The 13,551-nt window shown below is 56.8% G+C and carries 10 protein-coding genes, 2 tRNA genes and 3 other RNA genes; 8 read left to right on the top strand and 7 right to left on the bottom strand.

Annotation, left to right across the window (positions count from 1 at the left end):
- Nucleotides 1-48: 48 nt before the first annotated feature.
- On the bottom strand, nucleotides 49-951 hold the full coding sequence (gene rssA / locus HCK03_RS10575) for a patatin-like phospholipase RssA (RefSeq protein WP_076947658.1): 903 nt from the start codon (nucleotides 949-951) through the stop codon (nucleotides 49-51).
- Nucleotides 952-1,062: 111 nt separating this feature from the next.
- Between rssA and HCK03_RS10570 the strand changes: the two genes are divergently transcribed.
- The 7 genes from HCK03_RS10570 (at nucleotide 1,063) to HCK03_RS10540 (ending at nucleotide 3,302) form a co-directional block, all read left to right on the top strand.
- Nucleotides 1,063-1,521, top strand: coding sequence for a YchJ family protein (locus HCK03_RS10570; RefSeq protein WP_167691541.1), 459 nt, complete (start codon nucleotides 1,063-1,065; stop codon nucleotides 1,519-1,521).
- A gap of 42 nt (nucleotides 1,522-1,563) precedes the next feature.
- Entirely contained in the window at nucleotides 1,564-2,406 is an 843-nt protein-coding gene (purU, locus tag HCK03_RS10565) for a formyltetrahydrofolate deformylase (RefSeq protein ID WP_041146078.1), read from the top strand.
- Nucleotides 2,407-2,576: 170 nt separating this feature from the next.
- A non-coding RNA gene (locus HCK03_RS10560) (RtT sRNA) lies at nucleotides 2,577-2,719 on the top strand.
- A gap of 21 nt (nucleotides 2,720-2,740) precedes the next feature.
- Nucleotides 2,741-2,825 (top strand) — tRNA-Tyr (locus tag HCK03_RS10555).
- Nucleotides 2,826-2,868: 43 nt separating this feature from the next.
- Nucleotides 2,869-2,998, top strand: a non-coding RNA gene (locus tag HCK03_RS10550) — RtT sRNA.
- A gap of 41 nt (nucleotides 2,999-3,039) precedes the next feature.
- A tRNA-Tyr gene (locus HCK03_RS10545) sits at nucleotides 3,040-3,124 on the top strand.
- 46 nt (nucleotides 3,125-3,170) lie between these two features.
- Nucleotides 3,171-3,302, top strand: a non-coding RNA gene (locus tag HCK03_RS10540) — RtT sRNA.
- Between the two features lie 70 nt (nucleotides 3,303-3,372).
- On the opposite strand, the gene HCK03_RS10535 is transcribed toward HCK03_RS10540, so the two are convergent.
- Nucleotides 3,373-3,816, bottom strand: coding sequence for an Lrp/AsnC family transcriptional regulator (locus HCK03_RS10535; RefSeq protein WP_041146079.1), 444 nt, complete (start codon nucleotides 3,814-3,816; stop codon nucleotides 3,373-3,375).
- A 108-nt stretch (nucleotides 3,817-3,924) separates the two neighbouring features.
- On the opposite strand from HCK03_RS10535, the gene HCK03_RS10530 reads away from it, so the two are divergent.
- Nucleotides 3,925-4,821, top strand: a complete 897-nt coding sequence (locus tag HCK03_RS10530) for a DMT family transporter (RefSeq protein WP_041146080.1) — start codon at nucleotides 3,925-3,927, stop codon at nucleotides 4,819-4,821.
- A gap of 17 nt (nucleotides 4,822-4,838) precedes the next feature.
- On the opposite strand, the gene narI is transcribed toward HCK03_RS10530, so the two are convergent.
- The 5 genes from narI to HCK03_RS10505 form a co-directional block, all read right to left on the bottom strand.
- Nucleotides 4,839-5,516: a respiratory nitrate reductase subunit gamma gene (gene narI / locus HCK03_RS10525; protein ID WP_041146081.1), complete on the bottom strand. Its 678-nt coding sequence runs from the start codon at nucleotides 5,514-5,516 to the stop codon at nucleotides 4,839-4,841.
- A complete protein-coding gene (gene narJ / locus HCK03_RS10520) occupies nucleotides 5,516-6,226 on the bottom strand; it encodes a nitrate reductase molybdenum cofactor assembly chaperone (protein WP_041146082.1) in 711 nt (236 codons plus the stop codon). The genes narI and narJ overlap by 1 nt, the downstream gene beginning before the upstream one ends.
- Nucleotides 6,223-7,761 carry a nitrate reductase subunit beta gene (gene narH / locus HCK03_RS10515; RefSeq protein ID WP_041146083.1) on the bottom strand — a complete coding sequence of 513 codons (1,539 nt, stop codon included), beginning with the start codon at nucleotides 7,759-7,761 and terminating at the stop codon, nucleotides 6,223-6,225. The genes narJ and narH overlap by 4 nt, the downstream gene beginning before the upstream one ends.
- Nucleotides 7,758-11,501 (bottom strand): nitrate reductase subunit alpha, encoded by a 3,744-nt coding sequence (locus HCK03_RS10510; RefSeq protein ID WP_167691540.1) that lies wholly within the window; start codon nucleotides 11,499-11,501, stop codon nucleotides 7,758-7,760. Before HCK03_RS10510 ends, narH begins: the two co-directional genes overlap by 4 nt.
- Nucleotides 11,502-11,893: 392 nt before the next feature.
- Nucleotides 11,894-13,285: a NarK family nitrate/nitrite MFS transporter gene (locus HCK03_RS10505; protein ID WP_041146085.1), complete on the bottom strand. Its 1,392-nt coding sequence runs from the start codon at nucleotides 13,283-13,285 to the stop codon at nucleotides 11,894-11,896.
- Between the last annotated feature and the right edge of the window lie 266 nt (nucleotides 13,286-13,551).

Below are 13,551 nucleotides of genomic sequence, written 5' to 3'. Positions count from 1 at the left end.
ATTCACACTATCGCCTGTCAGAATTTACTGAAGTCTAAGTCAAGGGCGTCACGCCGAGGCGCGCACCAAAGGTAATAGTTCATCCATCTTTTTTTCCACCGCCTGGTGACCGGCAGCAATCGCCTCACCGGCGCGATGAAAATCAAGAGTAGATATTTGTGGGCAAAAGGGCTGTAGCAGAATGTCCGGTGGGTCACCCGCCATACGGTTGCGCTTCAGGCGATTTTCCAGCACCTGAATAGAGGTGGACATAATCTCCATTGCCGTAGGCGTAGCTGTGGTCGTCTGCCGGGAGGTCATTCCCGTCAGCCGAGCGCGCAGGCGCGAATGCCAGGAAAAGTCTTTTTCATCTTCAGCTCGCGGCTTCTCGATAGACCATAAATCCTGCTGCATCAGATGCGCATCGTGCTGAAGATCGACGGCGATGACGATGTCGGCCCCCAGCGCGCGCGTCAAAGAGACCGGGACGGGATTGACGACGGCGCCGTCTACCAGCCAGTAGCCATTGTGCATGACGGGCGACATCAGGCCGGGCATGCTGCAGGAGGCGCGTACCGCCAGATGCAAATCGCCTTCGGTAAACCACAGTTCGCGGCCGGTGCTCAGATTGGTTGCCACCGCCGCAAACCGGCGATCGCAGCGTTCAATTTCGGCGGTAGGCAGGACTAGTCGAAATTGATTGAATACCCGCTCCCCGCGCAGCAGGCCGCCGCGACGCCAGGAGAGATCCATTAACCGCAGCACGTCCCAGTTGCTAAACGAACATACCCATCGTTCCAGTACCGGAAGACGGTTGCAGGCGTAGGCCGCGCCAACCAGCGATCCGATAGAGCATCCTGCAACAACGTCAATTTCAATACCTGCCCGCTGTAGCGCTTTAATCACACCAATATGCGACCACCCTCGGGCAGCTCCCGCCCCTAAGGCCAGACCAATCTTAAGCTTTCTCATTATTACCGATACACATCCTTCCACCGCGAACATGGCATCATCGCCACAGCTCAGTTAACATAAAACACTTTGGCGTCGATGCGCCGTCATTCTTTTTCCATGGAGGCCGCTTTGTCGCCATTATGTCCCTGTGGCAGCGCTCTGCAGTATAGCGCATGTTGCCAGCGTTATCTGGACGGCGCGCTGCCAGCGCCAGGCCCGTCACAGCTGATGCGATCCCGCTACAGCGCGTTTGTTATGAAAGATGCCGATTATCTGATTAAAACCTGGCACCCCTCTTGCCATGCGCAGCAGTTCCGCGCGGATCTGGAGAGCGGTTTTGCCAAAACGCTCTGGCTGGGCCTGAGCGTCTTTGCCGCCGATGAGGGGCGAAACCCCGATGAAGGATTCGTCAGCTTTATTGCACGATTTAACGACGATAACCGTTCCGGCGTAATTATTGAACGTTCCAGATTCTTAAAAGAAAATGGACAGTGGTACTATATCGACGGCACGCGACCGCTGGTTGGTCGTAACGACCCCTGCCCTTGTGGCTCAGGTAAAAAATTTAAAAAATGCTGCGGCCAATAAACCGGCGTCAGCAATAGCAAACACTACAGGATTTCCCCCGCGATGCATTCATTACAACGTAAAGTACTACGCACTATTTGCCCTGATCAGAAAGGACTCATCGCGCGTATCACCAACATTTGCTACAAGCACGAGCTGAACATCGTGCAAAACAACGAGTTTGTCGATCACCGAACCGGCCGCTTCTTTATGCGCACCGAGCTGGAAGGTATTTTCAATGATGCCATTCTGCTGGCCGATTTGGATAGCGCTCTGCCGGAGGGTTCGATTCGCGAGCTGACGCCTGCGGGTCGTCGCCGCGTGGTCATTCTGGTCACCAAAGAAGCGCACTGCCTCGGCGATCTGCTGATGAAAGCTAACTACGGCGGCCTGGATGTGGAGATTGCCGCGGTTATCGGTAACCACGAGACGCTGCGTACGCTGGTTGAACGTTTTGATATTCCGTTCCAGCTGGTCAGCCATGAAGGCCTGACGCGTGAAGAGCACGATAAGCAGATGGGCGATGCTATCGAAGCGTTAGCGCCGGACTATGTGGTGCTGGCGAAATATATGCGCGTGCTGACGCCAGAGTTCGTCTCCCGCTTCCCGAACCAGATTATCAATATCCACCACTCATTCCTGCCAGCCTTTATTGGCGCACGTCCGTATCATCAGGCCTACGAGCGCGGTGTGAAAATCATCGGCGCCACCGCGCACTATGTAAACGATAATTTGGATGAAGGCCCGATCATTATGCAGGACGTGATTCATGTCGATCACACCTACACCGCGGAAGATATGATGCGTGCCGGCCGCGATGTAGAGAAGAACGTGCTGAGCCGTGCTCTGTATCAGGTGCTGGCGCAGCGCGTGTTCGTTTACGGCAACCGAACGATTATTCTTTAATCGATAGATAAATTAGCTGGTTAGCTTTGCGTCTTTGCGCGCAAAAAGCAGGCAACCAGTTTATTTTTATCAACGGAATGCTTTACAGGGGCGCGTCATTTGGTATGATGCGCCCCGCTTCCCCAGAAGGAAGCAGGCCAGTATTAGCATTACCCCGTGGTGGGGTTCCCGAGCGTTCATAAGGGAGTTGACTGCAAATCTGCGGTCGTCGACTTTAAGGTTCGACTCGAGCGAAAGCGAGAGAACGTTGCCGCAGGCAACGGCCCGAAGGGTGAGGAGCTTCAGCTCCGAATAATCCTTACTCCTGTCGAATGCAAGCAATGAATATACCCGTGGTGGGGTTCCCGAGCGGCCAAAGGGAGCAGACTGTAAATCTGCCGTCATCGACTTCGAAGGTTCGAATCCTTCCCCCACCACCACTATTCACCACAGCAATGTGGTAACCCCGATGAGCCTTAGCGAGGTTTGCACTTATCGGGAAGGATGAGAAGCTTCGACCAGGTTCGACTCGAGCGCCAGCGAGAGAACGTTGCCGCAGGCAACGGCCCGAAGGGTGAGGAGCGAAGCGACGAATAATCCTTCCCCACCACCACTATTCACGCAGTTGAATAGCTACAATTTGATTTTACCCCTGGTGGGGTTCCCGAGCGGCCAAAGGGAGCAGACTGTAAATCTGCCGTCATCGACTTCGAAGGTTCGAATCCTTCCCCCACCACCATCACTTCCTGATATCCCATTATTCCCAAACAAACGCCAGCGTTACATATTCTGCCCATGCGGGAAGGATGAGAAGCTTCGACTAAGATTCGACTCGAGCGTCAGCGAGAGAACGTTGCCGCAGGCAACGGCCCGAAGGGTGAGCAGCATAGCTGCGAATAATCCTACCCCCACCACCATCACTTCCCAGATATCTCGTCACTCCCAAACAAGCATCAGCATTGCACATTCGGCCTGTCCAGGAGAGCGCTACATCGGCGGCAGACGGCGCGCCACCGGCGAGCTTTTTACTATCGAGGTGTTGCACTGGGCGTGTTCTGCCAGGCCATCGAGCAGGGTATCAAGCTGCGCAATATCGCGCACCGCCAGGCGCATCACAAAGCAATCTTCCCCCGTGACCTTGTCACATTCGATGCATTCCGGCATCGCCTGAATGTATTTATCCACTTTCTGCAGCAGCCCCGGCAAAGGTCTGACGCGTACCAGCGCCTGCAGGCTATAGCCCAACGCGGCCAGATTAATCCGGGCACCATATCCCTGAATCACCCCGCGCTCTTCTAGGCGCTTCACCCGCTCGGCGGTACTGGGCGAGGTCAGCCCTACCCGCCCGCTCAGCACCTTTAACGATATACGCGCATCTTCCGCCAGACAGGCCAGAATGGCGCGATCGATATTATCAATTAAGTGTTCCACTCTTTTTACCTGCTAAATAAAAGTGATATCAGGTTTTCACCTTAGATCATGCATATCAACCTGTCATCTAATTAACGACAATAGCGATACGCAAACGGAGGTAGAAAAATGAAACATACGGTGACGGGCGTCTGGCAAATGAGCCTGGCGATGATAATTTCGGGTTCAATTGGCGCGTTCGTTTTACTCTCCGGTTTGCCGGTTATCGATGTTGTCTTCTGGCGCTGCCTTATTGGCGCGCTGACCTTAGCGGGCTTCATCTCTCTCAGCCGACAGCCGTTCAGCCAGCTCACGCGGCTCACGCTGCTGCTGGCAATTATCGGAGGAGTCGCCCTGGTCATTAACTGGCTGCTGCTTTTTGCCGCCTACGCCCGAATTTCTATTGGCATGGCCACCGTTGTTTATAACACCCAGCCGTTTATGCTGGTATTGATGGGCATACTGGCAGGTGAGCGGGTTGCGCTAATTAAATGGGGCTGGCTGGCGCTGGCCTTTTTCGGCGTGGTGGTCCTGCTCTCCAGCGAGCTGATGCAGGCGCACGGCGGCCAGCTGGCGGCGGGCATTGCGCTGGCTCTTGGCGCCGCTTTTTTCTACGCGCTAACGGCGATGATCGCCCGCAAGCTGCGCCCGCTCCCGCCCCAGCATATTGCTTTTATTCAGGTCATCGTCGGGACAATTATGCTGCTGCCGCTGGTTCACCGCCCCGATTTTAGCGCTGCGTTCCCCTGGCGATACCTGCTGATTCTCGGCGTTGTGCATACCGGCATCATGTACCAGCTGCTCTACAGCGCGATCCAGAAGCTGCCTACGCCAGCGATCGGCTCACTCTCCTTTATCTATCCGATTGTGGCGATCGTGGTCGACTATTTGGTCTTCGACCATGCGCTGGCGCCGGTGCAGCTGGCCGGAGGTGCGCTGATCCTGCTGGCGGCAGCGGGAAATAATCTGGGCTGGGGAGATGGGCTGGCGCTGAGCAATAAAAAACCCCGCCGAAGCGGGGTTTGATACAACCAATAGCTGAACTAGCGACGAGCGCGAACAATCTGATATTTGCGCGTCAGGTACTCTACCGGCGCGCTCCAGATATGCACCAGGCGGGAGAACGGGAACAGCAGGAACATCGTCATCCCCAGCACCAGGTGCAGGCGGAACACAAACGCCACGCCGTCCAGATACTGTGACGCTCCGCCGTGGAAGGTCACCACCGACTGCGCCCAGCCTACCAGCTTAAGCATTTCACTACCGTCCATATGCTGCGCCGAGAACGGGATCGTCAGCAGACCCAGTGCGCACTGAACGAGCAGCAGCGAGAGGATCAGGATATCCGCGGTCGTGGTGGTTGCGCGCACGCGCGGGCTGAACAGGCGACGCTTGAGCAGCAGCACGCCGCCGACCAGACACATCACGCCGCTGGCACCGCCGGCAATCATCGCCATCTTCTGCTTCACGTCCATCGGCAGGAAGGACTCATACATCCAGTGCGGGGTCAGCATTCCGAGGAAGTGGCCGGCGAAGATACCGAGGATCCCGATATGGAACAGGTTAGACGCCAGGTTCATCCCTTTGCGATCCAGCATCTGGCTGGACGAGGCCCGCCAGGTGTACTGACCATAGTCGTAGCGCAGCCAGCTGCCGATCAGAAATACCGAACCGGCAATGTACGGGTAGATGTCAAAGAAGAACATATTCAGGAAGTGCATTATTGCGGTCCTCCGTTAGAGATATCCAAGTATTGCGGGGCCACGGCCCCGGCAAAACGACGCTGGTGAGCGGCAATTTCTGACTCGCCGCAGCCTTTATCGGCAAAGAATTTCACCTGTTCTTCTTCCCATACCGCGTCCAGCGCCTGCGGCGTATCGTCGCGGGCTTCGTCGGCTATTTTTTCTGCAACCTTCTGGCTATCAACCCGGGTATCCGCCAGCTTCAGCAGCAGTTCGAACAGCGCCGCATAGCGGCTTTCGCGCTGCTGCAGACGAGCGCTTAGCAGACCCAGAATCGGCGCCACGTCCTTCAGCCCGGCGATAGCTTCATCTTCCGGCAGCTGCGCCAGATACTCCAGGTACAACGGCAGGTGGTCAGGAAGCTCATTGCTGTCGAGCTCCAGGCCATGGCGCTCGTATTGCGCCATCAGATCGACCATCGCCTGACCGCGATCGCGGGACTCGCCGTGAACATGTTCGAACAGCAGCAGCGACGTCGCCCGTCCGCGGTCAAACAGCTCGCTGTAATCCGCCTGAGCGTCGAGCACGTCCCGGGCGGTCAGGTCGCGCAGGAAGTCGCCCAGCTTGCGGGCATCCTCCGCGACTAATTTTTCCGATGACGCCAGCGCCTCCAGCATCTCCTGCTGATGCTGCCACAGGGCAGCGTCAGGATACTCAAGCAGGCGCGACACGATCACGAGTTCAATCATGAGTGCGGCTCCGTTTTGCTGGTCACGTCGATAGAGTCGATGCGGCGGCTATTGAACAGATTGAACTGGCTGTCCGAACCGTGGCAGCCGTCGCCGAAGGTGAAGCCGCAGCCGCTTTTTTCCGGGAAGGCGTCGCGCGCCTGCTCGCGGTGGCTGCTGGGTACCACGAAACGATCTTCGTAGTTGGCAATCGCCAGGTAGCGATACATCTCCTGCGCCTGGGCTTCGCTCAGACCCACTTCTTCCAGCGCGCGGGTATCCACTACGCCATCAACGCTTTCCGCGCGTTTAAAGTGACGCATCGCCAGCATACGCTTCAGCGCCAGCAGCACCGGCTGGGTATCGCCTGCGGTCAGCAGGTTTGCCAGGTACTGAACCGGAATACGCAGGCTTTCCACGTCCGGCAGAATACCGTTGCTTCCCAGCTCGCCGGCGTCCGCCGCGGACTGAATCGGTGACAGAGGCGGCACGTACCAGACCATCGGCAGCGTGCGGTATTCCGGATGCAGCGGCAGCGCCAGCTTCCAGTCCATTGCCATCTTGTAGACCGGCGACTTCTGGGCAGCGTCTATAACCCCCTGCGGTACGCCGTCCTTCAGCGCCTGCTCGATAACTTTCGGGTCATGCGGATCGAGGAACACGTCCAGCTGACGCTGATAGAGATCTTTCTCGTTTTCGGTGCTCGCTGCGGTTTCAATCGCATCCGCGTCATACAGCAGCACGCCAAGGTAGCGAATACGGCCGACGCAGGTTTCTGAACACACGGTCGGCTGACCCGCTTCGATGCGCGGGTAGCAGAAGATGCATTTCTCAGACTTACCGCTCTTCCAGTTGAAGTAGATCTTCTTGTACGGGCAGCCGGTGATACACATACGCCAGCCGCGGCACTTGTCCTGGTCGATCAGTACGATGCCGTCTTCCTCACGCTTGTAGATAGCGCCGCTCGGACAGGTCGCCACGCACGCCGGGTTGAGACAGTGCTCACACAGGCGCGGCAGATACATCATGAAGGTGTTTTCGAACTGGCCGTACATCGCCTTCTGCATGTTCTCGAAGTTCTTATCTTTCGATAGCTTCTCGAACTCACCGCCCAGATCGTCTTCCCAGTTCGGACCCTTGACGATCTTATTCATGCGCTGGCCGGTGATCAGCGAGCGCGGACGCGCGATCGGCTGCGCTTTGCTATCGGCCGGCGCGTTATGCAGCGTCTGGTAGTCAAAATCAAACGGCTCGTAGTAGTCGTCGATACCCGGCAGATGCGGGTTAGCGAAGATTTTACCCAGCAGCATCGCGCGGTTACCCATGCGTGGCTGCAGCTTGCCGTTGATCTTACGAACCCAACCGCCCTTCCATTTTTCCTGGTTTTCCCAGTCGGTCGGGAAACCGAGGCCCGGCTTGGTTTCAACGTTGTTGAACCAGGCGTACTCGGTCCCTTCACGGCTGGTCCAGACGTTTTTACAGGTGACTGAGCAGGTATGACAGCCGATGCATTTATCGAGATTCAGCACCATGCCGACTTGTGAACGAATTTTCATTTTACGCTCTCCTGTACCTGGTCATTGCCTTCGCCATCCAGCCAGTTAATGTTCTTCATCTTACGTACCACCACAAACTCATCGCGGTTCGATCCGACGGTGCCGTAGTAGTTGAAGCCGTATGCCAGGTGCCCATAGCCGCCGATCATATGCGTCGGTTTCGGCGTAATGCGGGTCACCGAGTTATGGATCCCACCGCGCTGGCCGGTAATTTCAGAACCCGGCAGGTTCACAATACGTTCCTGCGCGTGGTACATCATGGTCATTCCGGCCGGCACGCGCTGGCTTACTACCGCACGTGCGGTCAGGGCGCCGTTATTGTTGAAGACTTCAATCCAGTCGTTATCTTCAATGCCCATCTCTTTGGCATCCACTTCGCTCATCCACACGATGGGCCCACCGCGACCGAGGGTCAGCATCAGCAGGTTGTCGCTGTAGGTCGAGTGAATACCCCACTTCTGGTGCGGCGTCAGGAAGTTCAGCGCCTTCTCAGGGTTACCGTTTGATTTCTTACCCATCACCGCTTTCACCGAGCGGGTATCGATCGGCGGACGGTACACCAGCAGGCTTTCACCGAAGTCACGCATCCACTGGTGGTCCTGATAGAGGGACTGACGACCAGAGAGCGTACGCCACGGGATCAGCTCATGAACGTTGGTGTAGCCGGCGTTATAGGAGACGTGCTCATCTTCCAGTCCTGACCAGGTCGGGCTGGAGATAATCTTGCGCGGCTGCGCCTGAATATCGCGGAAGCGAATTTTCTCGTCTTCTTTATTCAGCGCCAGATGCGTATGGTCACGGCCGGTAAACTCGCTCAGCGCCGCCCAGGCTTTCACCGCCACCTGACCGTTGGTTTCCGGGGCCAGGGTGAGGATCATCTCAGCCGCGTCAATCGCCGTATCCAGCATCGGCTGGCCTTTCGCCGGGCCTTCTGCCTTGGTGTAGTTGAGCTTACGCAGCAGATCCATTTCGCTCTGGGTGTTCCAGGCAATCCCTTTACCGCCGTTACCGATTTTTTCCATCAATGGCCCGATGGAGGTAAAGCGCTCATAGGTCGCCGGATAATCACGTTCAACCGGAATAATGTGCGGCGCGGTTTTCCCTGGGATCAGCTCGCATTCGCCTTTTTTCCAGTCCTTCACGTCGAACGGCTGCGCCAGTTCGGCGGCCGAGTCGTGCTGGATGGGCAGCGTCACCACGTCGGTTTCTTTTCCGAGGTGGCCCACGCAGACTTCGGAGAATTTCTTCGCGATGCCCTTGTAGATTTCCCAGTCGCTTTTCGATTCCCAGGCCGGGTCGACGGCGGCAGACAGCGGGTGAATAAACGGATGCATATCCGAAGTATTCATGTCGTCTTTTTCGTACCAGGTTGCGGTCGGCAGCACGATATCGGAGTACAGACAGGTGCTCGACAGGCGGAAGTCCAGCGTCACCACCAGGTCCAGCTTGCCGTCGAGGCCGTTATCCTGCCATTCCACTTCCTCCGGCTTGACGCCGCCCTGCTTGCCGAGATCCATCCCCTGAATACCGTGCTCGGTACCCAGCAGGTACTTCAGCATATATTCATGACCTTTACCGGAAGAGCCCAGCAGGTTAGAACGCCAGATGAACAGGTTGCGCGGGTGGTTTTTACCGTTTTCCGGCTGCTCCGCTGCAAAGCGGATAGTGCCTTCTTTCAGCGCCTTCACGGTGTAGTCAACCGGCGTCATGCCGGCTTTCTTCGCCTCTTCCGCGATGCGCAGCGGGTTAGTCCCAAGCTGCGGCGCGGACGGCAGCCAGCCCATACGTTCGGCGCGAACGTTGAAGTCCAGCAGATGGCCGGTGTAGCGCGATTTATCCGCCAGCGGAGAGAGCAGCTCCTGCGCGGTGACCGACTCGTAGCGCCACTGGCTGGAGTGGTTATAGAAATAGGAAGTACTGTTCATATGGCGCGCCGGACGCTGCCAGTCGAGGGCAAACGCCAGCGGCTGCCAGCCGGTCTGCGGACGCAGCTTTTCCTGGCCCACATAGTGCGCCCAGCCGCCGCCGCTCTGTCCGACACAGCCGCAGAACACCAGCATGTTGATCAGACCGCGATAGTTCATATCGAGGTGATACCAGTGGTTCAGACCGGCCCCGACGATAATCATCGAGCGGCCGTGCGTCTTATCGGCGTTATCGGCGAACTCACGGGCGGTACGAATGATGTTGGCCCGAGCAACGCCGGTGATTTTTTCAGCCCACGCCGGGGTGTACGCCTTAACGTCATCGTAGCTTTTGGCGCAGTTTTCATCGTCCAGACCGCGCTCCAGGCCGTAGTTGGCCATGGTCAGGTCATAAACGGTAGTCACCAGAGCGGAGCTGCCATCCGCCAGCTGCAGGCGTTTTACCGGCAGCTTATGCAGCAGGATGTTCTCCAGCTCAACGCTGGTGAAGTGTTCGGTGCCTTCGCCGCCAAAGTACGGGAAGCCCACCTGCGCGATCTCATCCTGACTGCCCAGCAGGCTCAGCTGCAGTTCAGTTTCGTCACCGGATGTGCCGTCGCGCTGCTCGAGGTTCCATTTGCCTTTTTCACCCCAGCGGAAGCCGATTGAGCCGTTCGGCGCAACCATGTTGCCGTCGGCGTTGATCGCCACGGTTTTCCATTCCGGGTTGTTTTCCTGGCCCAGCGAATCGACGAGGTCGGCAGCGCGCAGCATACGGCCCGCCGCGTAGTAGCCGTCGCGCTCTTCGAGCATCACCAGCAGCGGCATGTCGGTGTAGCGGCGGACGTAGTCGGTAAAGTACTGGCTCGGTTTGTCGAGATGGAACTCGCGCAGCATAACGTGGCCCATCGCCAGCGCCAGCGCCGCATCGGTACCCTGCTTCGGTGCCAGCCACAGATCGCACAGCTTGGCGATTTCGGCGTAGTCAGGGGTGATAGCAACGGTTTTGGTGCCTTTGTAGCGGACTTCGGTAAAGAAGTGCGCATCCGGGGTACGGGTCTGCGGAACGTTAGAACCCCAGGCGATAATGTAGTTCGAGTTATACCAGTCGGCGGATTCGGGTACGTCGGTCTGCTCGCCCCAGGTCTGCGGAGAGGCCGGCGGAAGGTCACAGTACCAGTCGTAGAAGCTCAGGCAGGTACCGCCAATCAGCGACAGGTAGCGCGCGCCGGAAGCGTAGGAAACCATCGACATCGCCGGGATCGGCGAGAAGCCCGCCACGCGGTCAGGGCCGTAGGTTTTGACGGTATAAACGTTGGACGCGGCAATCAGCTCGTTCACTTCCTGCCAGGAGGAGCGTACGAAACCGCCGCGACCGCGGGCCTGCTTAAAGCTTTTCGCTTTATCAGCATCTTCAATAATCGAAGCCCATGCCGCAACCGGATCGCTGTGCTGAACCTTAGCCTCACGCCACATTTTCATCAGGCGCTTACGCATCAGCGGATATTTCAGGCGGTTGGCGCTGTAGAGGTACCAGGAGTAGCTGGCGCCACGCGGGCAGCCGCGCGGTTCATGATTGGGCAGGTCCGGGCGGGTACGCGGATAGTCCGTCTGCTGGGTTTCCCAGGTGACGAGGCCATTTTTGACATAAATTTTCCAGCTGCATGAGCCGGTGCAGTTCACACCGTGAGTGGAACGCACGATTTTGTCATGCTGCCAACGCTGGCGGTATCCATCCTCCCAGTCCCGGTTGGTGTGTAGAAGCTGGCCGTGCCCATCGGCAAAGGTCTCGCCCTTCTGTTTGAAGTAGCGAAACCGGTCCAGGAATTTACTCATGGGTTTCTCCTGTTTGGAGCCTGACGGCTCTCTGATAAATCGACATTGCTGGATTTGCAGCGAAGGTAACGCTATGAAAGAGGGAGAGAATTGATAACGATCAATACGAAATGCCTTATGAACATCGGCAAAACGGACGAATACCACCTTAGTAGTATCTTTTTTTGTTTTTTATCACTCTGTTTTTAAAGGATTTTTATGAGAAAGCTCGCTATTTGCAGCGCGGGCAATATCCCCATAGGTATTAAGGGGTAGAGCGCAAAACAGGGGAATATTTTGCCGGACCGATGCGCCTTGCCGGAGCAGCGCCACACGATAGTATGCTGTAACTACTTGCGGGGTAAAAAAAAGGCGCAAATCAGGTTGCGCCTTATAGCGGTAAAGCTCGTCGCTTAGGACTTCTGCTTACGTCCGTAAACCAGCCAGGTAATGACTACGCAGGCGATATAGAACACGAGGAAGACCTTCATCGCCCCCGCCGGAGAACCGGTCAGGTCCAGAGAGATACCGAACGCCTTCGGAATGAAGAAGCCGCCAATCGCGCCGATCGCTGAGATAAAGCCCAGCGCCGCCGCCGTATCAGTCGCCGCTTCACGCATCGCCTGCGCTTCGCTACCGCCCTGCGCCTTCACCCGATCGGTGGTCATTTTACGGAAAATAACCGAAATCATCTGGAAGGTAGACGCGCTACCCAGCCCGGCGGTCAGGAACAGCACCATGAACACGCCGAAGAACGCGATAAAATTACCGCCTTCACCGTGCGTTGGCAGCGTCAGGAACAGCAGACCGCAGAAGATGGCCATCACCACGAAGTTAATCAGCGTCACGCGGGTCCCGCCCAGACGGTCGGAGATAGCCCCGCCGGTAGAGCGCGCCAGGGCGCCAATAAACGGCCCGAAGAAGGCATAGTGCAGGATCTGCACGTCCGGGAACTGCGTTTTGGACAGCATCGCAAAACCGGCGGAGAAGCCGATAAACGAGCCGAAGGTTGCCAGATACAGCAGCGCCATAATCCACAGATGCGCACGCTTGAGCACCGGCAGCTGCTCCCTGAGTGAAGCTTTTGATGCTGACAGGTCGTTCATAAAGAACCATGCCGCCAGAGTCAGGACGACAAGGAACGGAACCCAAATCCAGGCCGCGTTTTCGAGATACAGAATTGAGCCATCCGGCTGCTCGGTGCCGGTCCCGCCGAAGACGGCGAAAATAGACAGAGAAACCACCAGCGGTGCAACCAGCTGCATGACGCTGACGCCCATGTTGCCAAGACCGCCGTTAATACCCAGCGCGCCGCCCTGCTTCTGTTTCGGGAAGAAGAAGCTGATGTTCGCCATGCTGGAAGCAAAGTTTGCCCCGGCAAAACCGCACAGCAGGGAGATGATAACGAAGACGCTGAACGGCGTAGAGGTATCCTGCACCGCGAAGCCCAGCCAGACGCAAGGCACTATCATGATCCCGGTACTGAATGCCGTCCAACGGCGGCCGCCGAACAGCGGTACCATGAACGCGTAAGGCACGCGGAGCAGCGCGCCAGACAGCGCCGGCAGCGCGGTCAGCATAAATAACTGATCGGTCGTAAACTGAAAGCCAACCTTATTAAGGTTAACGGCCACGGCACTGAACAACATCCAAACGCAAAACGCCAGCAAAAGACACGGCACGGAGATCCACAGGTTGCGGCTGGCGACGCGGTGACCGCGCTGCTGCCAAAACTCAGGATCTTCCGGACGCCAGTCGGTGATGACTGAAGTGGTAGTCTTCTCCGGGAGGGAAGATTGACTCATATATACCTCTGATTATTCATATATCCCGCAGACACATTAGGGGTTACAGGCGGCAGTAAGTTGATATAAATCAAAGGAAAAGTTGTCACCAATTTGCTTAAAAAAAAATCATCACTCGAAGGGAGTAGTTATTTTCGCCAAAAAAAGTGTGGTTTTTCACGAGGCTGCCCGCATTCACCTATCCCCTCCAGGCAGGCTACCTACCACCGACAATTAAGGGGTAATCCTTTATGGGTATGGGTATACTCCATCGGATATCCGAGAAT

The sequence above is a fragment of the Klebsiella terrigena genome, assembly GCF_012029655.1.
Classification (GTDB): domain Bacteria; phylum Pseudomonadota; class Gammaproteobacteria; order Enterobacterales; family Enterobacteriaceae; genus Klebsiella; species Klebsiella terrigena.
This window is presented reverse-complemented; position numbering and strand designations above follow the sequence as displayed.